This window comes from Pseudomonas sp. D4002, assembly GCF_013385665.1.
Lineage (GTDB): Bacteria > Pseudomonadota > Gammaproteobacteria > Pseudomonadales > Pseudomonadaceae > Aquipseudomonas.
The window spans coordinates 99,433-116,592 of record NZ_JACAPN010000011.1; the positions used below are offsets into that span (position 1 = coordinate 99,433).

The window sequence follows — 17,160 nt, forward strand, 5'->3', positions numbered from 1 at the left end:
AAAGCCACAGACGAAAGAGGAGCCACAAGGGCCCCTCTTTGTATAACGATGGATCGGCCTCAATCCTTAAGCCGCTTGTGCCACGCAATGCTCGATCAGCGCCTCCAGTTCGGCCTGGTACTCTCGCATCAACTGTTCGACGGTTTCGGCACGGTAGCGGCGCGTGCTGAAAATACAGCGCATCGCCAGGCGTCCGTCATACACCTGCCCCACCACTTCCAGCCAATTGCCCAGGGCCGCCTGCGGGCTGTAGCAACTGCCATAGCTCTCCTGAGCCGGCACCAGCATCGCCTTGTCATCGAAGCTCTGGTCGAACTGCCCCAGGTAGTTGAAGGTGACACGCGCCTGGGGTGCCAGGCGCAAGGTATCGGCCATCGACACACCGCTCATGTGACGCAGGATGCCGTAGCCCAGGCCCTTGTTCGGTACGGCCGCCAATTGCCGCTGCACCGCACGCACCGAGCTCCCGATGTCAGCCCCGGCACCGGGTGCCAGGCGCACCGGGAACATGCTGGTGAACCAGCCCAGGCTGCGGCTCAGGTCGATGTCCTTGACCAGGTCTTCGCGGCCATGGCCTTCGAGCTGGATCAATACCGAAGGCTGCCCGCTCCAGCGGCACAACACCCGGCTCAGCGCGGCGAGCAACACATCGTTGATCTGCGTCTGGTAGACCGCAGGCACTTGCTTGAGCAACTGCTGGGTATGTTCCTGCGACAGGCCCATCAGCGCGACCGACTGGTACTGCACCTGGTTCTTGCCACGCGGGTTATCGCACGGCAGCTCACTGCCCGGCTGGTCGATCTGCTCAAGCCACCAGGCTTGCTCCTGCGCCGGATAATTCGCCGCGTAAGCTTGCAGCCCCTCGGCCCAGGCCCGGTAGCTGCTGGTACGAATCGGCAGGGCCGGCGCCTGGCCATTGCGGTAAGCCTCATAAGCGACCTGCAAATCCTGCAGCAGCAAACGCCAGGAAACGGTGTCGATCACCAAATGATGGATCACCATCAATACCCGCACCTGGCCATCGCCCAACGTCACATGAGCGGTACGCCACACCGGCCCGTCTTGCAGGTCCAGGCTGCGCTGTACCTGTTCGGCGTACAGTTCAAGCTCCGCCTCATCGGCCACGGTGTGTTGCCATAACAAGGGCTCAGTGGCCCATTGCGCCTGCATGTCCTCCAGCGGCTGGTAATGCTGGCAATAGCGTGCGCCCACCTTACGAAAGCGCAGGCGCAGGGCGTCGTGCTGCTTCAACATGCAGCGCAATGCCAGCTCCAGCGCCGGCAGATTCAGCGCCTGGCGTGCACGCAGCATCAATGCCTGGTTGTAATGGTGCGGCTCGCTCATACGCTGGTCGAACAGCCACTGCTGGATCGGAATCAGGTTGAACTGGCCCTCGGCGGCCACCTGCGAAACATCCTCGATCAGCGTGGCGACGGTGCTTGAACGCTGCTCGAAAATCGCCTCGATGGTCTGCCCGCGCATCAGGTCCCGCAGCTTGAGGTCCATCTTCAGTTCAGGGTGGTTGCGTACCCGCGAGACGACTTGCAGGCTGAGGATCGAGTCACCGCCCAACTCGAAGAAGTTGTCGGTGATGCCCACGCGCTCCACTTGCAACACATCAGCCCAGACCTGTGCCAGCAGTTGCTCGTCACGAGTACGGCCGGGAACATACTCGCCGCCCTTGAATTCAGGCTCCGGCAAGGCCTGGCGATCCAGCTTGCCGTTGGGCGTGACAGGCAGCGCCGCCATGCAGATGACCTGGGTGGGCACCATGTAATCCGGCAATTGCGCGCGCAAGTCCGCCTTGAGGCGATCACCGATGGCCATGCCATCGGGCGTCACCACATAACCGATCAGTTGCTTGCCCGACGCACTGTCACGGGCGATCACCAACGCGTCACTGACATCGTCCAGTTGCCGCAGGCTCGCCTCGATTTCCCCCAGTTCAATGCGAAAGCCCCGGACCTTGATCTGGTGGTCAATACGCCCGACGTAATCAAGCACACCATCAACACGCTGGCGTACCAGGTCGCCGCTGCGGTAGAGACGATCGCCCGGCGACCCGAACGGGTCCGGCACAAAGCGCTCGGCACTCAGGTCCGGACGACGGTAATAGCCGCGGGCAATGCCCTGGCCACCGATGTAGAGCTCACCGGCAATCCCCGGCGGCAGCGGGTTGAGTTCTTCGTCCAGCACGTACAGCGCGCGCTCGCCGACAGCACGCCCGATCGGCGCATAGGCAGCCTCGCACCGGGTGTCGACCGGGACCTTCCAGAGCATCGGCGTGACCACGGTTTCGGTGGGGCCATAGCCGTTGGTAAAGAACTGTGGACGCAGTGCCGCTTTCACTTGTTCGAAGGTCTGGTCCGGCACCGCATCGCCACCGAAGCAATACACCCGTACCGCGGGTGGTTCCTGTTGGCTATGGGCCGCGTACTCGGCCAACTGCTTGAGGTAGGCCGGCGGGAAACAGGCAATCGTGATGCCGTGTTGATGCAAGGCGTCGAAGGTCTGCTCCGGTGTCCACAGGCTGGCATCGCGGATCACCAGCGTGCCCCCGCTCAATAGCGTACTGAGCCAGCGCTCATGAGCGCCGTCGAAGGCAAACGACATGAAATGCAGCTCGCGGGTGCGCTCATCCATGTCATACAGCCCGGCGATGGCCTGGCAATGCATGCTCATCGGCCCATGCGCCACTGCCACGCCTTTCGGCCGACCGGTGGAGCCCGAGGTATAAATCAAGTAGGCCAGATTGGCGCCCAGCAAACTGCTGGCGGGCGGCGTGTCGCTGTAGCCGGCGCGGTCAAACGTGTCGATGGCCAGCTGCGCCAGGCCTTCCACCGCCGGAAGGCGCGCCTGCACCTGGCTATGGGTCAGCAACAGCGCCATCGCCGAGTCTTGCATCATGAACGCCAGGCGTTCGGGCGGATAGTCGATGTCCAACGGCACATAAGCCGCGCCGCTTTTCATCACCGCCAGTAACGCCACGATCATCTCGACGGAGCGCTCCAGGGCCACCCCGACCACCACTTCCGGCCCAGCCCCCAGCTCGATCAAGCGATGGGCCAGGCCATTGGCTCGACGTTCCAGCTCACCGTAGCTCAGCGAATCGCCCCCGCACACCAGTGCCGTCGCCTCGCCACGCGAATGGGCATGGCGTGCGATCAGTTCCGGCAAGAGCTGCGCCTGATAGCTGGCATTCGGCGCCGCACTCCACTGCTCAAAGGCTTGCCACTGCTCGGCCCCAAGGCGCTGAAGGTTGCCCAGTCGCGCCGTCGGCGCAACGATCATGGCCTCAAGGGTGTCTTCCATGCAGCGGCGAATCTGCTCTACCGCCTCGACACTGAAGGCATTGCGCAGGAACAGATATTCGATCGACAACTGTTCGCCGAGGTTGACCGCCAGGTCCATCGCAAAGTTGGTCACGTCATGGTTACGCGACTCGCCGAAGCTCAGGCCGGTGTCCTGTTGCTCACCCAGGCGCTCATCGATCGGATAGTTTTCAAACACGATGATGCTGTCGAACAGCCCTTGCCCGCCCAGCCCCGACCAGCGCTGGATATCCGCCAGCGGCGCGTGTGCGTACTCACGGATGTCCATGTTGCAGGCCTGCAACGCTTGCAGCCACTGATCCAGCGGCTGCGCGGGTTCCAGGGTCTGGATCACCGGTAGCGTATTGATGAACAGCCCCAGGATGTTGTCGGCATTGGCCAACCCCGCAGGACGGCCAGCCACGGTGGCACCGAACACCACAGTGTTCTGCCCGGTAAAGCGTTGCAGCAACAACAGCCACGCGCCCTGGATCAGCGTGTTGGGGGTGATTTGCAAGGCGCGGCAAGCCTGTTGCAGGCGTGCGGTTTGCACCGCATCCCAACGTGAGTAAAGCGCCTGGTGCCCGGGCAAATCCTCGACATGCCGCGGGAACATCGCCTGGTTCAGCGAGGTGGCCTGCTCCAGCGTTGCAAGACGGCTTCTCCAGAAGCCCTCCAGCGCCCGTTGATCCTGGCGTTGCAGCCATTCGATGAACTCGCGGTAACGACCGTTGCGTGTCGGCACGTGGCCCTGGGCATAAAACTGCATTACCTCGCCAAACAGTCGCGAACTGCTCCAGCCGTCCATCAGGATGTGATGGCAGGTCCAGATCATCTGGTAGCGGTCGTCCTCAAGCCGCAGCAACAGCACACGCTGCAACGGCGCACGGGCCAGATCGAACCCTTGCAGGTAATCAGCCGTTGCGCGCTCGCCGATCGCCTGTTCGCTGATGTCCCGGCCGCGCCAGTCTTCGATCAGCAGCGGCAATTCGGCCTGGCGGTGGACAATTTGCACCGGGGCGCTCAAGCCATCCTGCCAGTGAAAGCTGGTCCGCAGAATGTCCTCACGCTCAATCACCGATTGCCAGGCTGCGGCGAAGCGTTCGGTATCCAGCCCGTGTACCGGCAGGCTGATCTGGTTGATGTACAAACCGCTGCTGTCGTCGGCCAGGGTGTGGAACAGCATGCCTTCTTGCATCGGTGACAACGCATAGACGTCTTGCACCTGCGCCACGGGCACCGGCAAGCCGTCAAGGTGCGCCTGGGTCAAACGGGCCAGCGGGAAGTCAGACGGCGTCAGGCCCTGATGCTCTTCGCCGCAGCAATGCTCTATCAGTGCCTGCAACGCGACGCCGTAGGCATCGGCCAATTGCTGGACGGTGGCCTCATCAAAAACTTCGCGGCTGAAGGTCCAGTCCAGGGACAACTGGCCGTTGTACACCCGGCCATCGATGGTCAGCCAGTTGCCCAGCGCCACGTCATCAGCGTGCCCAGCCCCGCTGCCCTCCTCGCTCGGCGCGAATAACGCCTGCTCATCAAAGCTCTGGTCGAACTGGCCGAGGTAGTTGAAGGTAATCCGGGCCTGCGCGAGTTTCGCCAGACGCGAGCGGACATCCTCTGCACCGAGGTAACGCAGCACGCCATAACCCAGGCCCTTGTTCGGCACCGCGCGCAGCTGTTCCTTGATGCCCTTGATGGTGTCTGCCGCGTGCACCGATGGGGTCAATACCACCGGGAACAGGCTGGTGAACCAGCCCAACGTGCGGCTCAGGTCGACGTCGCCGAACAGTTCCTCACGGCCATGGCCTTCCAGTTGCACCAGGCACGCAGGTTGCGCAGTCCACTGGCAAATCACCTGCGCCAGGGCACTGAGCAAAAGGTCGTTGACCTGGGTGCGATAGGCCGACGGTGCCTGCTTGAGCAGGCGCCGAGTCTGTTCTGTATCCAGACGCGTGTTGACCGAATGGCCATGCACCGAAGCCTGGCTGCCCTCAGGCCGCGCCCGTGGCAGTTCCGGCAACGCATGGGCCTGTTGCCCGGTCCAGTAACTCAACTCCCGAGCCAGCCCTTCGCTGTGGGCGTAGCCCTGCAACTGCTCGGCCCACGCCTTGAACGCGGTGGACTTGGGTGGCAACACCACAGGCTGGTTTACCGCCAGCTGCCGGTAGGCCGTTTGCAAGTCTTCCAGCAGCACGCGCCACGACACACCGTCCATCACCAGATGGTGAATCGCCAGATGCAGGCGCGAACTGCCGTCCTGCACTGCGATCAGGCTGCAACGCAACAGCGGGCCGTGTTGCAGGTCGAGGCTGCGTTGCGCCTGGTTGGCAATGGCGATGATCTCATCGGCGTTCTCTGCCTGGCGCTGCCAGAGGCCTACCGGTTGTGCGCCGACGGCCTCATGGCTGGCCTGCCAGGTACCATCGCCCGATTGCACGAAGCGCAAGCGCAAGGCGTCATGATGGGCCACCACGTGCTCAAGGGCCTGCTGCAGACATGCGCCGTCCAATGGCTCGCGCGGGGTCAGCATCAGCGACTGGTTCCAGTGGTCACGGTGCGCCATGTCATTGGCGAAGAACCAGTGCTGCATCGGAACCAGATGGCTGTCACCGCTGACCGGCCCCTGATCGATCGTTGCGGCTTGATCGGCGCTCGCAGCCCGGGCCAGCGACTGGATGTTCTGGTGCAGGAACAGGTCCTTGGGTGCCAGGCCGATTCCCTGCTGACGTGCACGGCTGACCACTTGAATCGAATTGATCGAGTCACCGCCCAAGGCGAAGAAGTTATCGGCAGTGCCCACCCGGGCCACGCCGAGCACGGCTTGCCAGATCTCGACCAGGGCACTTTCGACTGCATTGGCGGGAGCCACGAAGTCCTGCTGTACCTCAGCCATGTCTGGCACCGGGAGAGCCTTGCGGTCGAGTTTGCCGTTGGGGCTCAGGGGCATTTTTTCCAGCGGCGTCAGGTGCGTCGGCACCATGTGTTCCGGCAGGGTCTGGCGCAGATGCGCAGTCAGCGCCTCGCGCAGTGCCGGCCAGTCGCTGGCGGCGCCAGGCTGGGTAACGACGTAGCCACTCAGGGCTTTGCCGTTGCGGCTGTCCTGCGCCACCACCACGGCTTCGCGCACGGCCCCGTGCTCCAGCAGACGGGCCTCGATTTCACCCAGCTCGATACGAAAGCCGCGGATTTTCACCTGATGGTCGATACGGCCAATGTAATCAATCACCCCGTCAACGCGGTAACGGGCCAAGTCACCCGTGCGGTACAGCCGTTCACCCGCGACAAACGGGCTTGCCACGAATCGTTCGGCCGTCAGCTCCGGGCGACGGTGATACCCACGCGCCAGTCCCTGGCCGCTGAGGTACAGTTCGCCGTTGACGCCGCAGGGCACCGGGTTGAGCTCGGCGTCGAGAATGTAGGTCATCAAGTTCGCAATCGGCTCGCCGATGGGCACGGCGTCACGGCCCTCGTCACGACAGGTCCAGTGGGTGACATCAATTGCGGCTTCGGTAGGGCCGTAGAGATTGAACAGCCCCGCGCCCGGCAGCTTGGCGAAGACCTGCTGCTGCGCATCGATCGGCAACGCTTCGCCACTGCAAACGATACGGGTGAGGCTGGTGCAGCGGCTGACATTGGCATCCAGCACGAACGCTTGCAGCATCGACGGGACGAAATGCAGGGTAGTAATGCCTTCGCGCTCGATCAATTGGACCAGCTTCTGTGGATCGCGATGATCCCCAGGCGACGCCACGACCAAGCGGACGCCGGTCATAAGCGGCCAGAAAAACTCCCAGACGGACACATCGAAGCTGAACGGCGTTTTTTGCAGCACGCGGTCGTCGGCGTGCAACCCGTAGGCCTGTTGCATCCAGCACAACCGGTTGGTCAGGGCACCGTGGCTGTTGCCAGCCCCTTTGGGTTTGCCGGTGGATCCGGAGGTGTAAATCACATAGGCGAGGTTTTGCGCGACGGCCCGCGACTCGGGGTTGCCTTGCGCCTCACCGGCCAGCCAGGCATCGTCACCATCGAGTATCAGCGTGCGCACCCGTTCCGGCAGCGGCAAGGTTGCGACCAGCGCTTGCTGGGTCAGCAACCATTCGATGCCGCTGTCGTCGATCATGTAGGACAGGCGTTCCGGCGGGTATTCCGGGTCCAGCGGTACATAGGCGCCGCCGGCCTTCAGGATCGCCAACAGGCCCACCACCATTTCCAGGCTGCGGTGCAGTGCAATGCCCACCAGCACATCGGGGCCTACGCCACGCGCGATCAAGGCATGAGCCAATCGGTTGGCCCGCGCGTTGAGCTGGGCATAGGTCAGCGACTGCCCCTCGAACACCAACGCCACGGCATGCGGGGCCCGCTCCACCTGGGCTTCGATCAAGTGGTGCACCGGCTGGTTGTTCGGGTAATGGGCGAACGTGCGGTTCCAGTCCTCAACCATCATCCGGCGCTGCACCGCATCGAGCATCGGTAATTCGGCGATGCGCTGGGTGGGGTTGGCCACAATCGCGCGCAGCAGGTTCAGCCAGTGTTCGCCCAGGCGTGCGACGGTGGCTGGCTCAAACAAGTCAGAGGCATAGGACAGTGCGGCACTGATGCCTTCGCTGTACTCGAACGTATCCAGGGAGAGGTCGAACTGCACGCTGCCCGAATCCCAGGTCAATTGCTCCAGGCTCAACCCCGGCAGTTCAATCGCCTCGCGACGAGCATCACTGGCATGGTTGAACATGGCCTGGAACAATGGCGTATGGCTCAGGTTGCGTGCAGGTGCAAGCAGCTCCACCAGTTGCTCGAACGGCAGGTCCTGATGGGCCTGTGCTCCCAGTACCCGCTGCTTGACCTGATGAAGCAATTGGTCAAAGCGCAGGTGCCCCTCAATGTCGGCCCGGAGTACCTGGGTGTTGACGAAGAAACCCAGCATCCCTTCGGTTTCCAGGCGATTGCGGTTGGCAATCGGTACCCCGACACGAATATCCTGCTGCCCGCTGTAGCGGTGCAACAAGGTCTGGAAGCCGGCCAGCAGCAGCATGAACAGTGTGGTGTTTTGCTGCTGCGCCAGGCGCTTGAGACTCTCGGCCAGGGACGGCTCGAGGGTGATCGGCAGCCGGGCCCCACGATAGCTTTGCTGAACCGGACGTGGATGGTCGGTTGGCAGTTCAAGGACCGGTTGCTCGCCGCCCAACTGTTCTGTCCAGTAGCTGAGTTGCCGCTGCTGCTCACCCGCCGCCAGCCACTGACGCTGCCACTGTGCGTAATCGGCATACTGGATCGGCAGTGCCGCCAACGCCGCCGGTTGGCCTTGACTGAAGCCGCGGTATAACTGCATCAGCTCATCGATCATGACCCGCATCGACCAGGCATCCGACACGATGTGGTGCTGGGTCAGGATCAGCACGTGATCTTCAGCGCCCAGTTGCAACAGCTTGACCCGCAGCAACGGCCCACGCTGCAGATCAAAGAGTTGGCGGGTTTCAGTTTCAATCAAGCCGCGCAGGCCAGGGTCATCCAGCCCGGCAGCCGCCGACTCAAGCGCAATCGCCACCGGTGCCGGCGCGTCGACCCGTTGTACGGGACGCTCGTTCTCCAGCACAAACCGGGTACGCAAGCTCTCATGACGCGCCACCAGAGCGTCAAAACACTGTTGCAAGGCCGCCAGGTCAAGGTGTCCGCGCAAACGCAGGGCCGCGGGAATATGGTAGGCGCTGCTGGTGGGCTCCAATTGCCACAAAAACCATTGCCGTTGCTGGGCATATGACAGGGCAAGCGGCTGGTCGCGTGCAACGCGCGGGATGGCCTGTTCAGGAGTCAACGATGCCGGGGCCATCGCCTCGACAAATGCTTGCAAGGTGTTATGGGCGAACAGCAGGCGCAAAGGCACCTGGACTTGCAGTTGCTGGCGAATCCGCGAAACCATTTGGGTCGCCAGCAGCGAATGGCCGCCCAGCTCGAAAAAGTTGTCACTCAGGCCAACCCGCGGCACGTTGAGCACCTCGGCCCAGATCGCCGCCACCGCTTGCTGCACCGGTGTCTGCGCAGCCACGTAGGTTTTCTGCCATTGGCTGGCATCGGGCTTGGGCAGTTGCCTGCGGTCCAGCTTGCCATTGGGGGTCAGCGGGAACCTTGGCAACAGCACCATATGCGCCGGCACCATGTAGTCGGGCAAGTTGGCCTTGAGCCGGGCGTTCAGGCTGTCGCGCAGGCGACCCTGGCCGTCGGCATCCAGGCCCTGCCATTCGGCGGCGGGGACCACATACGCCACCAACGCCTGGCCGCCCGGGGCATCCTGGGCCAGTACCGCGGCTTCACGTACAGCGTCCTGCTCCAGCAGGCGCGCTTCGACTTCCCCGAGCTCGATGCGGAAACCGCGAATTTTCACCTGATGGTCGATCCGCCCCAGGTATTCGAGGATACCGTCCGGGCGCTGACGTGCGAGGTCGCCGGTGCGGTAAAGCCGCTCGCCGGTGCTGGAAAACGGATGGGGAACAAAACGTTCGGCGGTCAATCCCGGGCGCTGGAAGTAACCCCGCGCCAGGCCGTCCCCGCCGATCAGCAATTCGCCGGCAACACCATAGGGCACCGGCATCAGGTCTGCACCGACGATGTACAGCGATGTGTTGTCTATTGGCCCGCCCAGCCAAGGTTGCGCAGCCTGCGGACGCAGCCGGTGCAACGCCGACCAGACCGTGGTTTCCGTCGGGCCATAGAGATTCCAGACTTCACCGCCAAGGCCAAGCATGCGCACCGCCAGTTCCTGGGGCAACGCCTCGCCGCCGCACAGGCACGTGCACCCCTGGAGCACGTGGGCCTGTTCATTGTCGAGCAACATGCGCCAGGTCGAGGGAGTCGCCTGCACCACGTTGACCTGTTCGGCGTCGATCAGGGCCAGCACTGCGTACGGGTCCTGCGCCACCTCCTGGCCGGTCAGCACGATGCACGCGCCGACCATCAGGGGTACGTAGATTTCCAGGCCGAAAATATCAAACGAGAACGTGGTCAGTGACAACGCCCGATCCTGGGCGGTCATGCCCGGCACCCTGGCCATGCTTGCGACAAAGTTGGTCAGGGCGCCATGTCGCACCATCACCCCTTTCGGCTGGCCGGTGGAGCCAGACGTGTAGATGACATAAGCCAGGTGCTCCGGATCCAGCCGGGTTGGCAGATCGTCACCGGCATGGCCGTCAAGCCAATTGCCCGGTTGATCCAGCACCAGCGTAGTGACCGTGTCAGGCACCGGGATCTGGCTGAGCAGTGAATGTTGGGTCAGCAACAGGTCGATGCCACTGTCCTCAATCATGTAGGCGAGGCGATCCTGCGGGAACGCGGGATCGAGAGGCAGATAGGCGCCGCCGGCCTTGAGGATTGCCAACAACCCGATCAGCATGTGCGGGCTGCGTTCGACGGCAATGCCCACCAGCACACCCGCGCCCACCCCGTGACGTTGCAGCTCCACCGCCAATTGATTGGCCCGGGTATTGAGTTGCCCGTAGCTCAAGCGCTGGCCATTGATGACCAGCGCCTGCGCCTCCGGCGAGCGGGCCACCTGTGCCTCGAACAATCGATGAACATAACCCGCCTGCGGGGTGGCTACCGACGTGCGGACGCAATCGTCGAGCTGCGCTTGGCGCTGTTCAGCGTCAAGCAACGGCAGCTCACCGATGCTTTGTGCCGGGTTCGCGATGATTGCCTGCAGCAGGTTTTGCCAGTGCCCGGCCATCCGCGCAACCGTGTCTGCACCGAACAGATCCGTGGCATAGATCAGCGCCGCAGACAGCCCATCGGGGCGCTCCATGGTTTCCAGGGTCAAGTCGAACTGTGCACTATGGGTATCCCAGCGCAGCCCCTCGACCTTCAATTCACCGGCCGGCCCCTCGCCCGCCGGGCCTTGGGTCTGGTGGTTGAACATCACTTGAAACAGCGGGCTGTGGCTCAGGTTGCGTTGCGGCTGCAAGGCTTCCACCAGTTGCTCGAACGGCAGGTCCTGATGCGCCTGGGCATCCAGCGCAGTCTGCTTGACCTGTTGCAGCAAGGCACTGAAGGAGCCCTGGCTGTCGACCTCACTCTTGAGCACTTGGGTGTTGACGAAAAAGCCGATCAACCCCTCGGTCTCCACCCGGTTACGGTTCGCGGTCGGCACGCCAACCCGAATGTCGTTCTGCCCGCTGTAGCGATGCAGCAAGGCCTGGTAGGAGGCCAGCAGGATCATGAACAGACTGACCCCTTCGCGCTGGGCCATCTGCTTGAGGCCGCAGGCCAGCGCGGTGTCGATATCCAACTCCAGCCGGGCACCGCGATAGCTCATCACGGCCGGGCGCGCAACGTCAGTCGGGAGCTCAAGCACCGGCTGCTCGCCGCCCAGTTGCGCGGTCCAGTATTGCAACTGCCGCTCCCGCTCGCCGGCCTCCATCCAGTGCCGCTGCCAGATGGCGTAGTCGCTGTATTGAATCGGCAACGCTGGCAGTTCCAGGCTCAACCCTCGACTGAACGCGGCGTAACCCTTGACCAACTCCTCGACCATTACCTGCATCGACCAGCCATCGGAAACGATGTGGTGCAAGGTGACAATCAGCACATGGTCATCCGCGCCCAGTTGCAACAGGCACGTACGCAACAAGGGCCCCTGCTGCAAGTCGAACAGCCGGCGCGTCTCGTCTTCGATCAAATGCCGCAGTTGCGCCGCATCCGGCACCTGGGCCAGAGGCTGCACCTGCAGACTTACCGGTGCAGCCTCCTGCACTTGCTGCACCACTTGCTCGCCGTGCACCACGAAGGTGGTACGCAGGCTCTCATGGCGCGCGACCAGCGCACTGAAACTCTGTTGCAGCGCCGCAATGTCCAATGGACCTCGCAAGCGCAGGGCCGTAGGCATGTGATAAGCCGCGCTTTCCGGGTCCAGCTGCCACAAGAACCATTGACGCTCCTGGGCAAAGGACAATGACAACGTGTCGAACTCGGCACTGACAGGCGGAATCGGCAGGTTCGCCGGGGAAACGTCCTCTTCGAGCATTTTCTGCAGGTAAAGACGGCGTTTTTCCAGCGGCAGCGTTATGAAGCGCCTGGCAATACGTTGTGCGACAGCGGTGTCCATCAAACCTCCTCGAATTCATCAAGCAGCGCTTCAAGCTTGCTCAATTTTGACGTGCTCATTGACGTGCCGGTCTGCTCCAGTTGCGCGACAAACGCACCGAGGACCGGAAATTGGAATATCAATTGGGGCGTTAACTTCATGCCCAGTTCGAGCTGCAGGCGCGACACCACATTCACCACCAGCAGCGAATGCCCGCCCAGCTCGAAGAAATCATCCGCCAGACCGACCTGCTCAACGTTGAGCACGCCTTGCCAGATGGCCGCGACCTTGCATTCCAGATCGCTTTGCGGCGCCAGGTAAGCCGAATGCAGCGCGCGGTTATCCGGCGCGGGCAGTGCCTTGCGGTCGAGTTTGCCGTTGGGTGTAAGCGGCAGTTGATCGAGGAAGACCAGATGGGTGGGCACCATGAAGTCCGGCATCTGTTGTGCCAGCCGCGCCTTGAGCTGTTCACTCAAGCGCGCCTCGGCCGCCCTATCCAGGCTGCTGTCCTGGCTGACAAGCCAACCCACCAGGCTCGTGCCGGTCGCCGTTTCCCGAGCCAGCACTACCGCATCTCGTACTTCAGGTTGAGCGTGGAGGCGGGCTTCGATTTCACCCAGCTCAATGCGCAGGCCACGGATTTTCACCTGATGGTCAATCCGGCCGATGTATTCGATTACGCCATTTTCGGCGTGGCGCACCAGGTCGCCGGTGCGATACAGGCGTGCAGCGGCCGACTCGCCAAACGGATCGGGAACGAAGCGCTCGGCGGTCAGCCCTGGACGCTGGTGATAACCACGGGCCAGGGATTCACCACCGATGTACAACTCGCCAATCGCCCCCACGGCGCAAGGCTGCAAGGCGCCGTCCAGCACATAGGTGCATACGTTGTTGATCGGACGACCGATGGCGATGATTCGCCCGTCGTCTTCGACAGTGGCCGCCACGGCATGGCTGCTGGTATCAATCGTGGCCTCCGTGGGGCCATAAAGATTGCGCAGCTCGCCATCGAAGAGGCCCAGGACCTGGCGGGAAAGGTGCGCACTCAGCGCTTCGCCGCCGCACAGCAGCAGGCGCAAGGAGGCCAGGTGTTCACGGGTCGCCAGCGGCAACAGCGCCTGCAGCAACGATGGCGCCATTTGCAGCACACTGATCCCCCAACGCTCCACCTCGACCCACAAGGTGGTCAAGTCCAGGTTCAATTGCGGCGCGGCCAATACCAGTTGCGCGCCGCTCATCAGTGGCAACCAGAACTCCCACACCGAGGCGTCGAAACTGATGGCGGTCTTCTGCAGGACACGGTCACTGTGATTCAGCTTCAGGCAACCCTGCATCCATTCCATATGGTTGCTCAGGGCGCCATGGCGAATCGTCACGCCTTTGGGTTTCCCGGTGGAACCGGAGGTATAGATCACATAGGCGAGGTTCTGGCTGTCGACGGTTACCGAAGGCTCATGCTCGCCGTAGCCATCGAACCGCTCGGGCAGTGCGTCCAGCAGCAGGCAGTCCACGGCCACGTCGGCGAAGTACGGCTGTACGCTGGTTTCGGTCAACAGCAAGGCAATGCCGCTGTCCTCGACCATGTACATCAAGCGATCCTGTGGATAAGCGGGGTCCAGCGGTACATAGGCACCACCGGCCTTGAGGATCGCCAGTAGCCCGACGACCATCTGCACGCTGCGCGGCATGCACAGCCCCACCAACACGTCCGGGCCTACACCCCGCTCGATCAACGCATGAGCCAGGCGATTGGCGCGCAGGTTGAGCTGGGCATAGGTCAGCGACGCTTGATCGGCCAACAGGGCCGGCGCATCAGGCGTGCGTCGAGCCTGGGACTCGAACCATTGATGAACGTGGCGTGGGTCGGTGGCCGGCACTGCCGTGGCATTCCAGTCGCGCAACAGCACGGTGCGCGTCGCCGCGCCAACCAGGTCGATATCGCCCAGGCTACGGTCGGCGGCCAGGCTCACCATCTGTGCGAGCACGTGCTCCACCTGCTCAGCCAGGCGCTGGATTGTATGTGTATGGAACGCAGCATGGGCATAAGTGAAGTGCAGGCTCAGGGTCTCATTGAGATTAACGGCCAGGGTCAACGGGAAATTAGTCTGTTCCTGATTACCCACCGTGCCGAAGCTCAGGCCTGACGGTGCCTGCGCTTGCAGGGCCTCGGCCAGCGGGTAGTTTTCGAACACCAGCAGCGTGTCGAACAGGCCTTCACCGCCCTGCCCGGCCCAGCGCTGAATCTCGAACAGCGGCGTGTGTTCATGCTCGCGCAACGCAACGTTGCGGGCCTGAAGCTGTTGCAGCAGGCTGGTGACCGATTGTTCCGGCCGGGGGCTGGCAATCACCGGCAAGGTATTGATGAACAGGCCTATCTGCTGTTCGACGCCTTTGAGTTCGCCGGGGCGTCCGGACACCGTGGCGCCGAAGGCCACCGTGTCATGCCCGGTGTAATGTTGCAGGAGCAGCAACCAGGCCGCCTGGACCACGGTATTGAGGGTGACCTTTTGCTGGCGGGCGAATTCGCCCAGGCGCTGGGTCTGCTGTTGGGACAGTGAGTGATACAGGCTGGCATGGCTGGTTTCGACAGCCGGCTGCGGCGCGGCGAAACGGTTTTCGGCGAGGCGCGTCGGCGCGTCGAGCGCGTGCAGTTGCGCACGCCAGAACGTTTCACTGGCCTTGGCATCACGCCCTTGCAGCCAGGCGATGTAGTCACGATAGCGGCCCGCCGGGCGCGGCAGCACCTGGCCATCGTAACGTTGCAACACCTCGCCCAGCAGCTGCGAGTTGCTCCAGCCGTCCATCAGAATGTGGTGATGGGTATAAATCAGGTGATAACGCTGTTCAGCGGTCTTGACCAGCACCAGCCGCAGCAGCGGCGCGAGGGCGAGGTCGAAACCCTGGTCGCGCTCGCTGGACGCCAACTCGACGAGGGCCTGCGGGGCATCCGTGCGTGTGCTCCAATCCAGCGCGGTGAAGGGTACGCGCACCTGTTTATGCACCACCTGCACCGGTTGCTCGCTGCCTTCCCAGATGAAACTGCTGCGCAAAATGTCATGGGCGTCGACCGCCGCCTGCCAGGCATCTTCGAAACGCTGTGGGTCGAGACCGTCGATGTCCAGGCACATCTGATTGATGTACTGACCGCTGCCGTGTTCGTACAAGCTGTGGAACAGCATGCCCTGCTGCATCGGCGCCAGCGGGTAGATGTCATCCACCGAACGGGCGGCGAGGCCCAGGTTATCGAGCTGCGGTTGGGTAAAGCTGGCCAGCGGGAAGTCGGAAGGCGTCATGCCATGGTTTGCAGGATCGCAGCAATGACCGATCAACAGAGCCAGCTCCACGGCATAATCGTCGGCCAGTTGCTGGATGGTGGCCTGCTCGAACTGTTGGTGGCTGAACGTCCAGCCCAGGCTCAGTGCGCCATCAAATACCCGCCCGTTGAGGCTCAGCCAATTGCCCAGGGGCGCCATCGCGCTTTGCTCTTCACCGGCGCTTTCGCTGGCCGGGCTGAACAACGCGCCCTGTTCCTTATCGAAGCTGGCGTCGAACTGCCCCAGGTAGTTGAAGGTAATGCGCGGCACCGGCAGCGCTTGCAAGGCTGACCGGCTGGCCTCGTCACCGAGGAAGCGCAGCGCGCCGAAACCCACCCCCTTGTCCGGGATCGATCGCAACCCTTGCTTGATCGACTTGATCGAGTCCCCGAGTGCCGCCGCCGGCGACAACTGGACCGGGAACATACTGGTGAACCACCCCACGGTGCGCGTCAGGTCGATGTTGGCAAACAACTCTTCGCGACCATGGCCTTCAAGCTGGATCAAGGTACTTGCATGCCCGGTCCAACGGCAGACCACCCGCGCCAGGGCGGTCAGCAACAGGTCGTTGACCTGAGTGCGATAGGCGGCTGGCGCTTCCTGCAGCAGTTGCCGCGTCAGGTGTTTGTCCAGACGCGTATGAACAGTGATGGCCTGGCCGTTCTGTGGGCTCGCCTCGGGGTTGAGGCACGGCAGGTCAGCCGGCGCACCTTGCAGTTGCGCCTGCCAGTAGGCCAACTGCTGCTGCAATTGCGCGCTGCGTGCATGCGCTTGCAACTGTTCGGCAAACGCCTTGACCGAGCTGGTCTTGGCCGGCAATTGCAAGGCTTGCCCGGCGAGCAATTGGTTGTAGGCCGTTTGCAGGTCGTCGAACAGAATCCGCCACGACACACCGTCCACCGCCAGGTGATGGATCACCAGCAACAGCCGCTGGGTGCCATCGTCCAGGGTCGCCAACACGGCGCGCAGCAAGGGTCCGGTTTGCAGGTTCAGGCTGCGCTGGGCTTGATTGGCCAGCACTTCCAGCGCGCCAGCATCGGCCACCGGGCGCGCCCATAACAGATCATTGCGCATCGATGCGTCGCGATGGCTGGCACTCCAGCCTTCGGCGCTTTCGTTGAACATCACCCGCAACGCATCGTGATGCAGCACCAGCGCCTGCAATGCTTGCTCCACCAGCGCCGCTTGCAGCGCACGGGCCGGTTGCAGCAGCACCGACTGGTTGTAGTGGTGACGCTGCGGGATGGCGTCGGCAAAGTAAGCCTGTTGAATCGGCAGCAGCAACGCCGGGCCCTGCACCGCAGCCTGATCGATTACCTGCAGCTGGTCACCGGTCTGCGCGACAGTCGCCAATGCCTGCACCGTCTGGTGCTGGAACAGGTCTTTTGGACTAAAGCGGATGCCGGACTGCCGGGCGCGGCTGACCACTTGAATCGAGATAATCGAGTCGCCACCCAGTTCGAAGAAGTTG

The 17,160-nt window shown here is 62.9% G+C and carries 2 protein-coding genes; both read right to left on the minus strand.

Translation table 11 applies throughout. The features are described from left to right. Positions 1 to 66: 66 nt before the first annotated feature. Positions 67 to 12,396, minus strand: coding sequence for a non-ribosomal peptide synthase/polyketide synthase (locus tag HX824_RS04765; protein WP_177054199.1), 12,330 nt, complete (start codon positions 12,394 to 12,396; stop codon positions 67 to 69). After that, positions 12,396 to 17,160: non-ribosomal peptide synthetase (locus HX824_RS04770; RefSeq protein ID WP_177054200.1), on the minus strand; the 4,765-nt coding region annotated here is incomplete at its 5' end. The genes HX824_RS04765 and HX824_RS04770, both read right to left, overlap by 1 nt.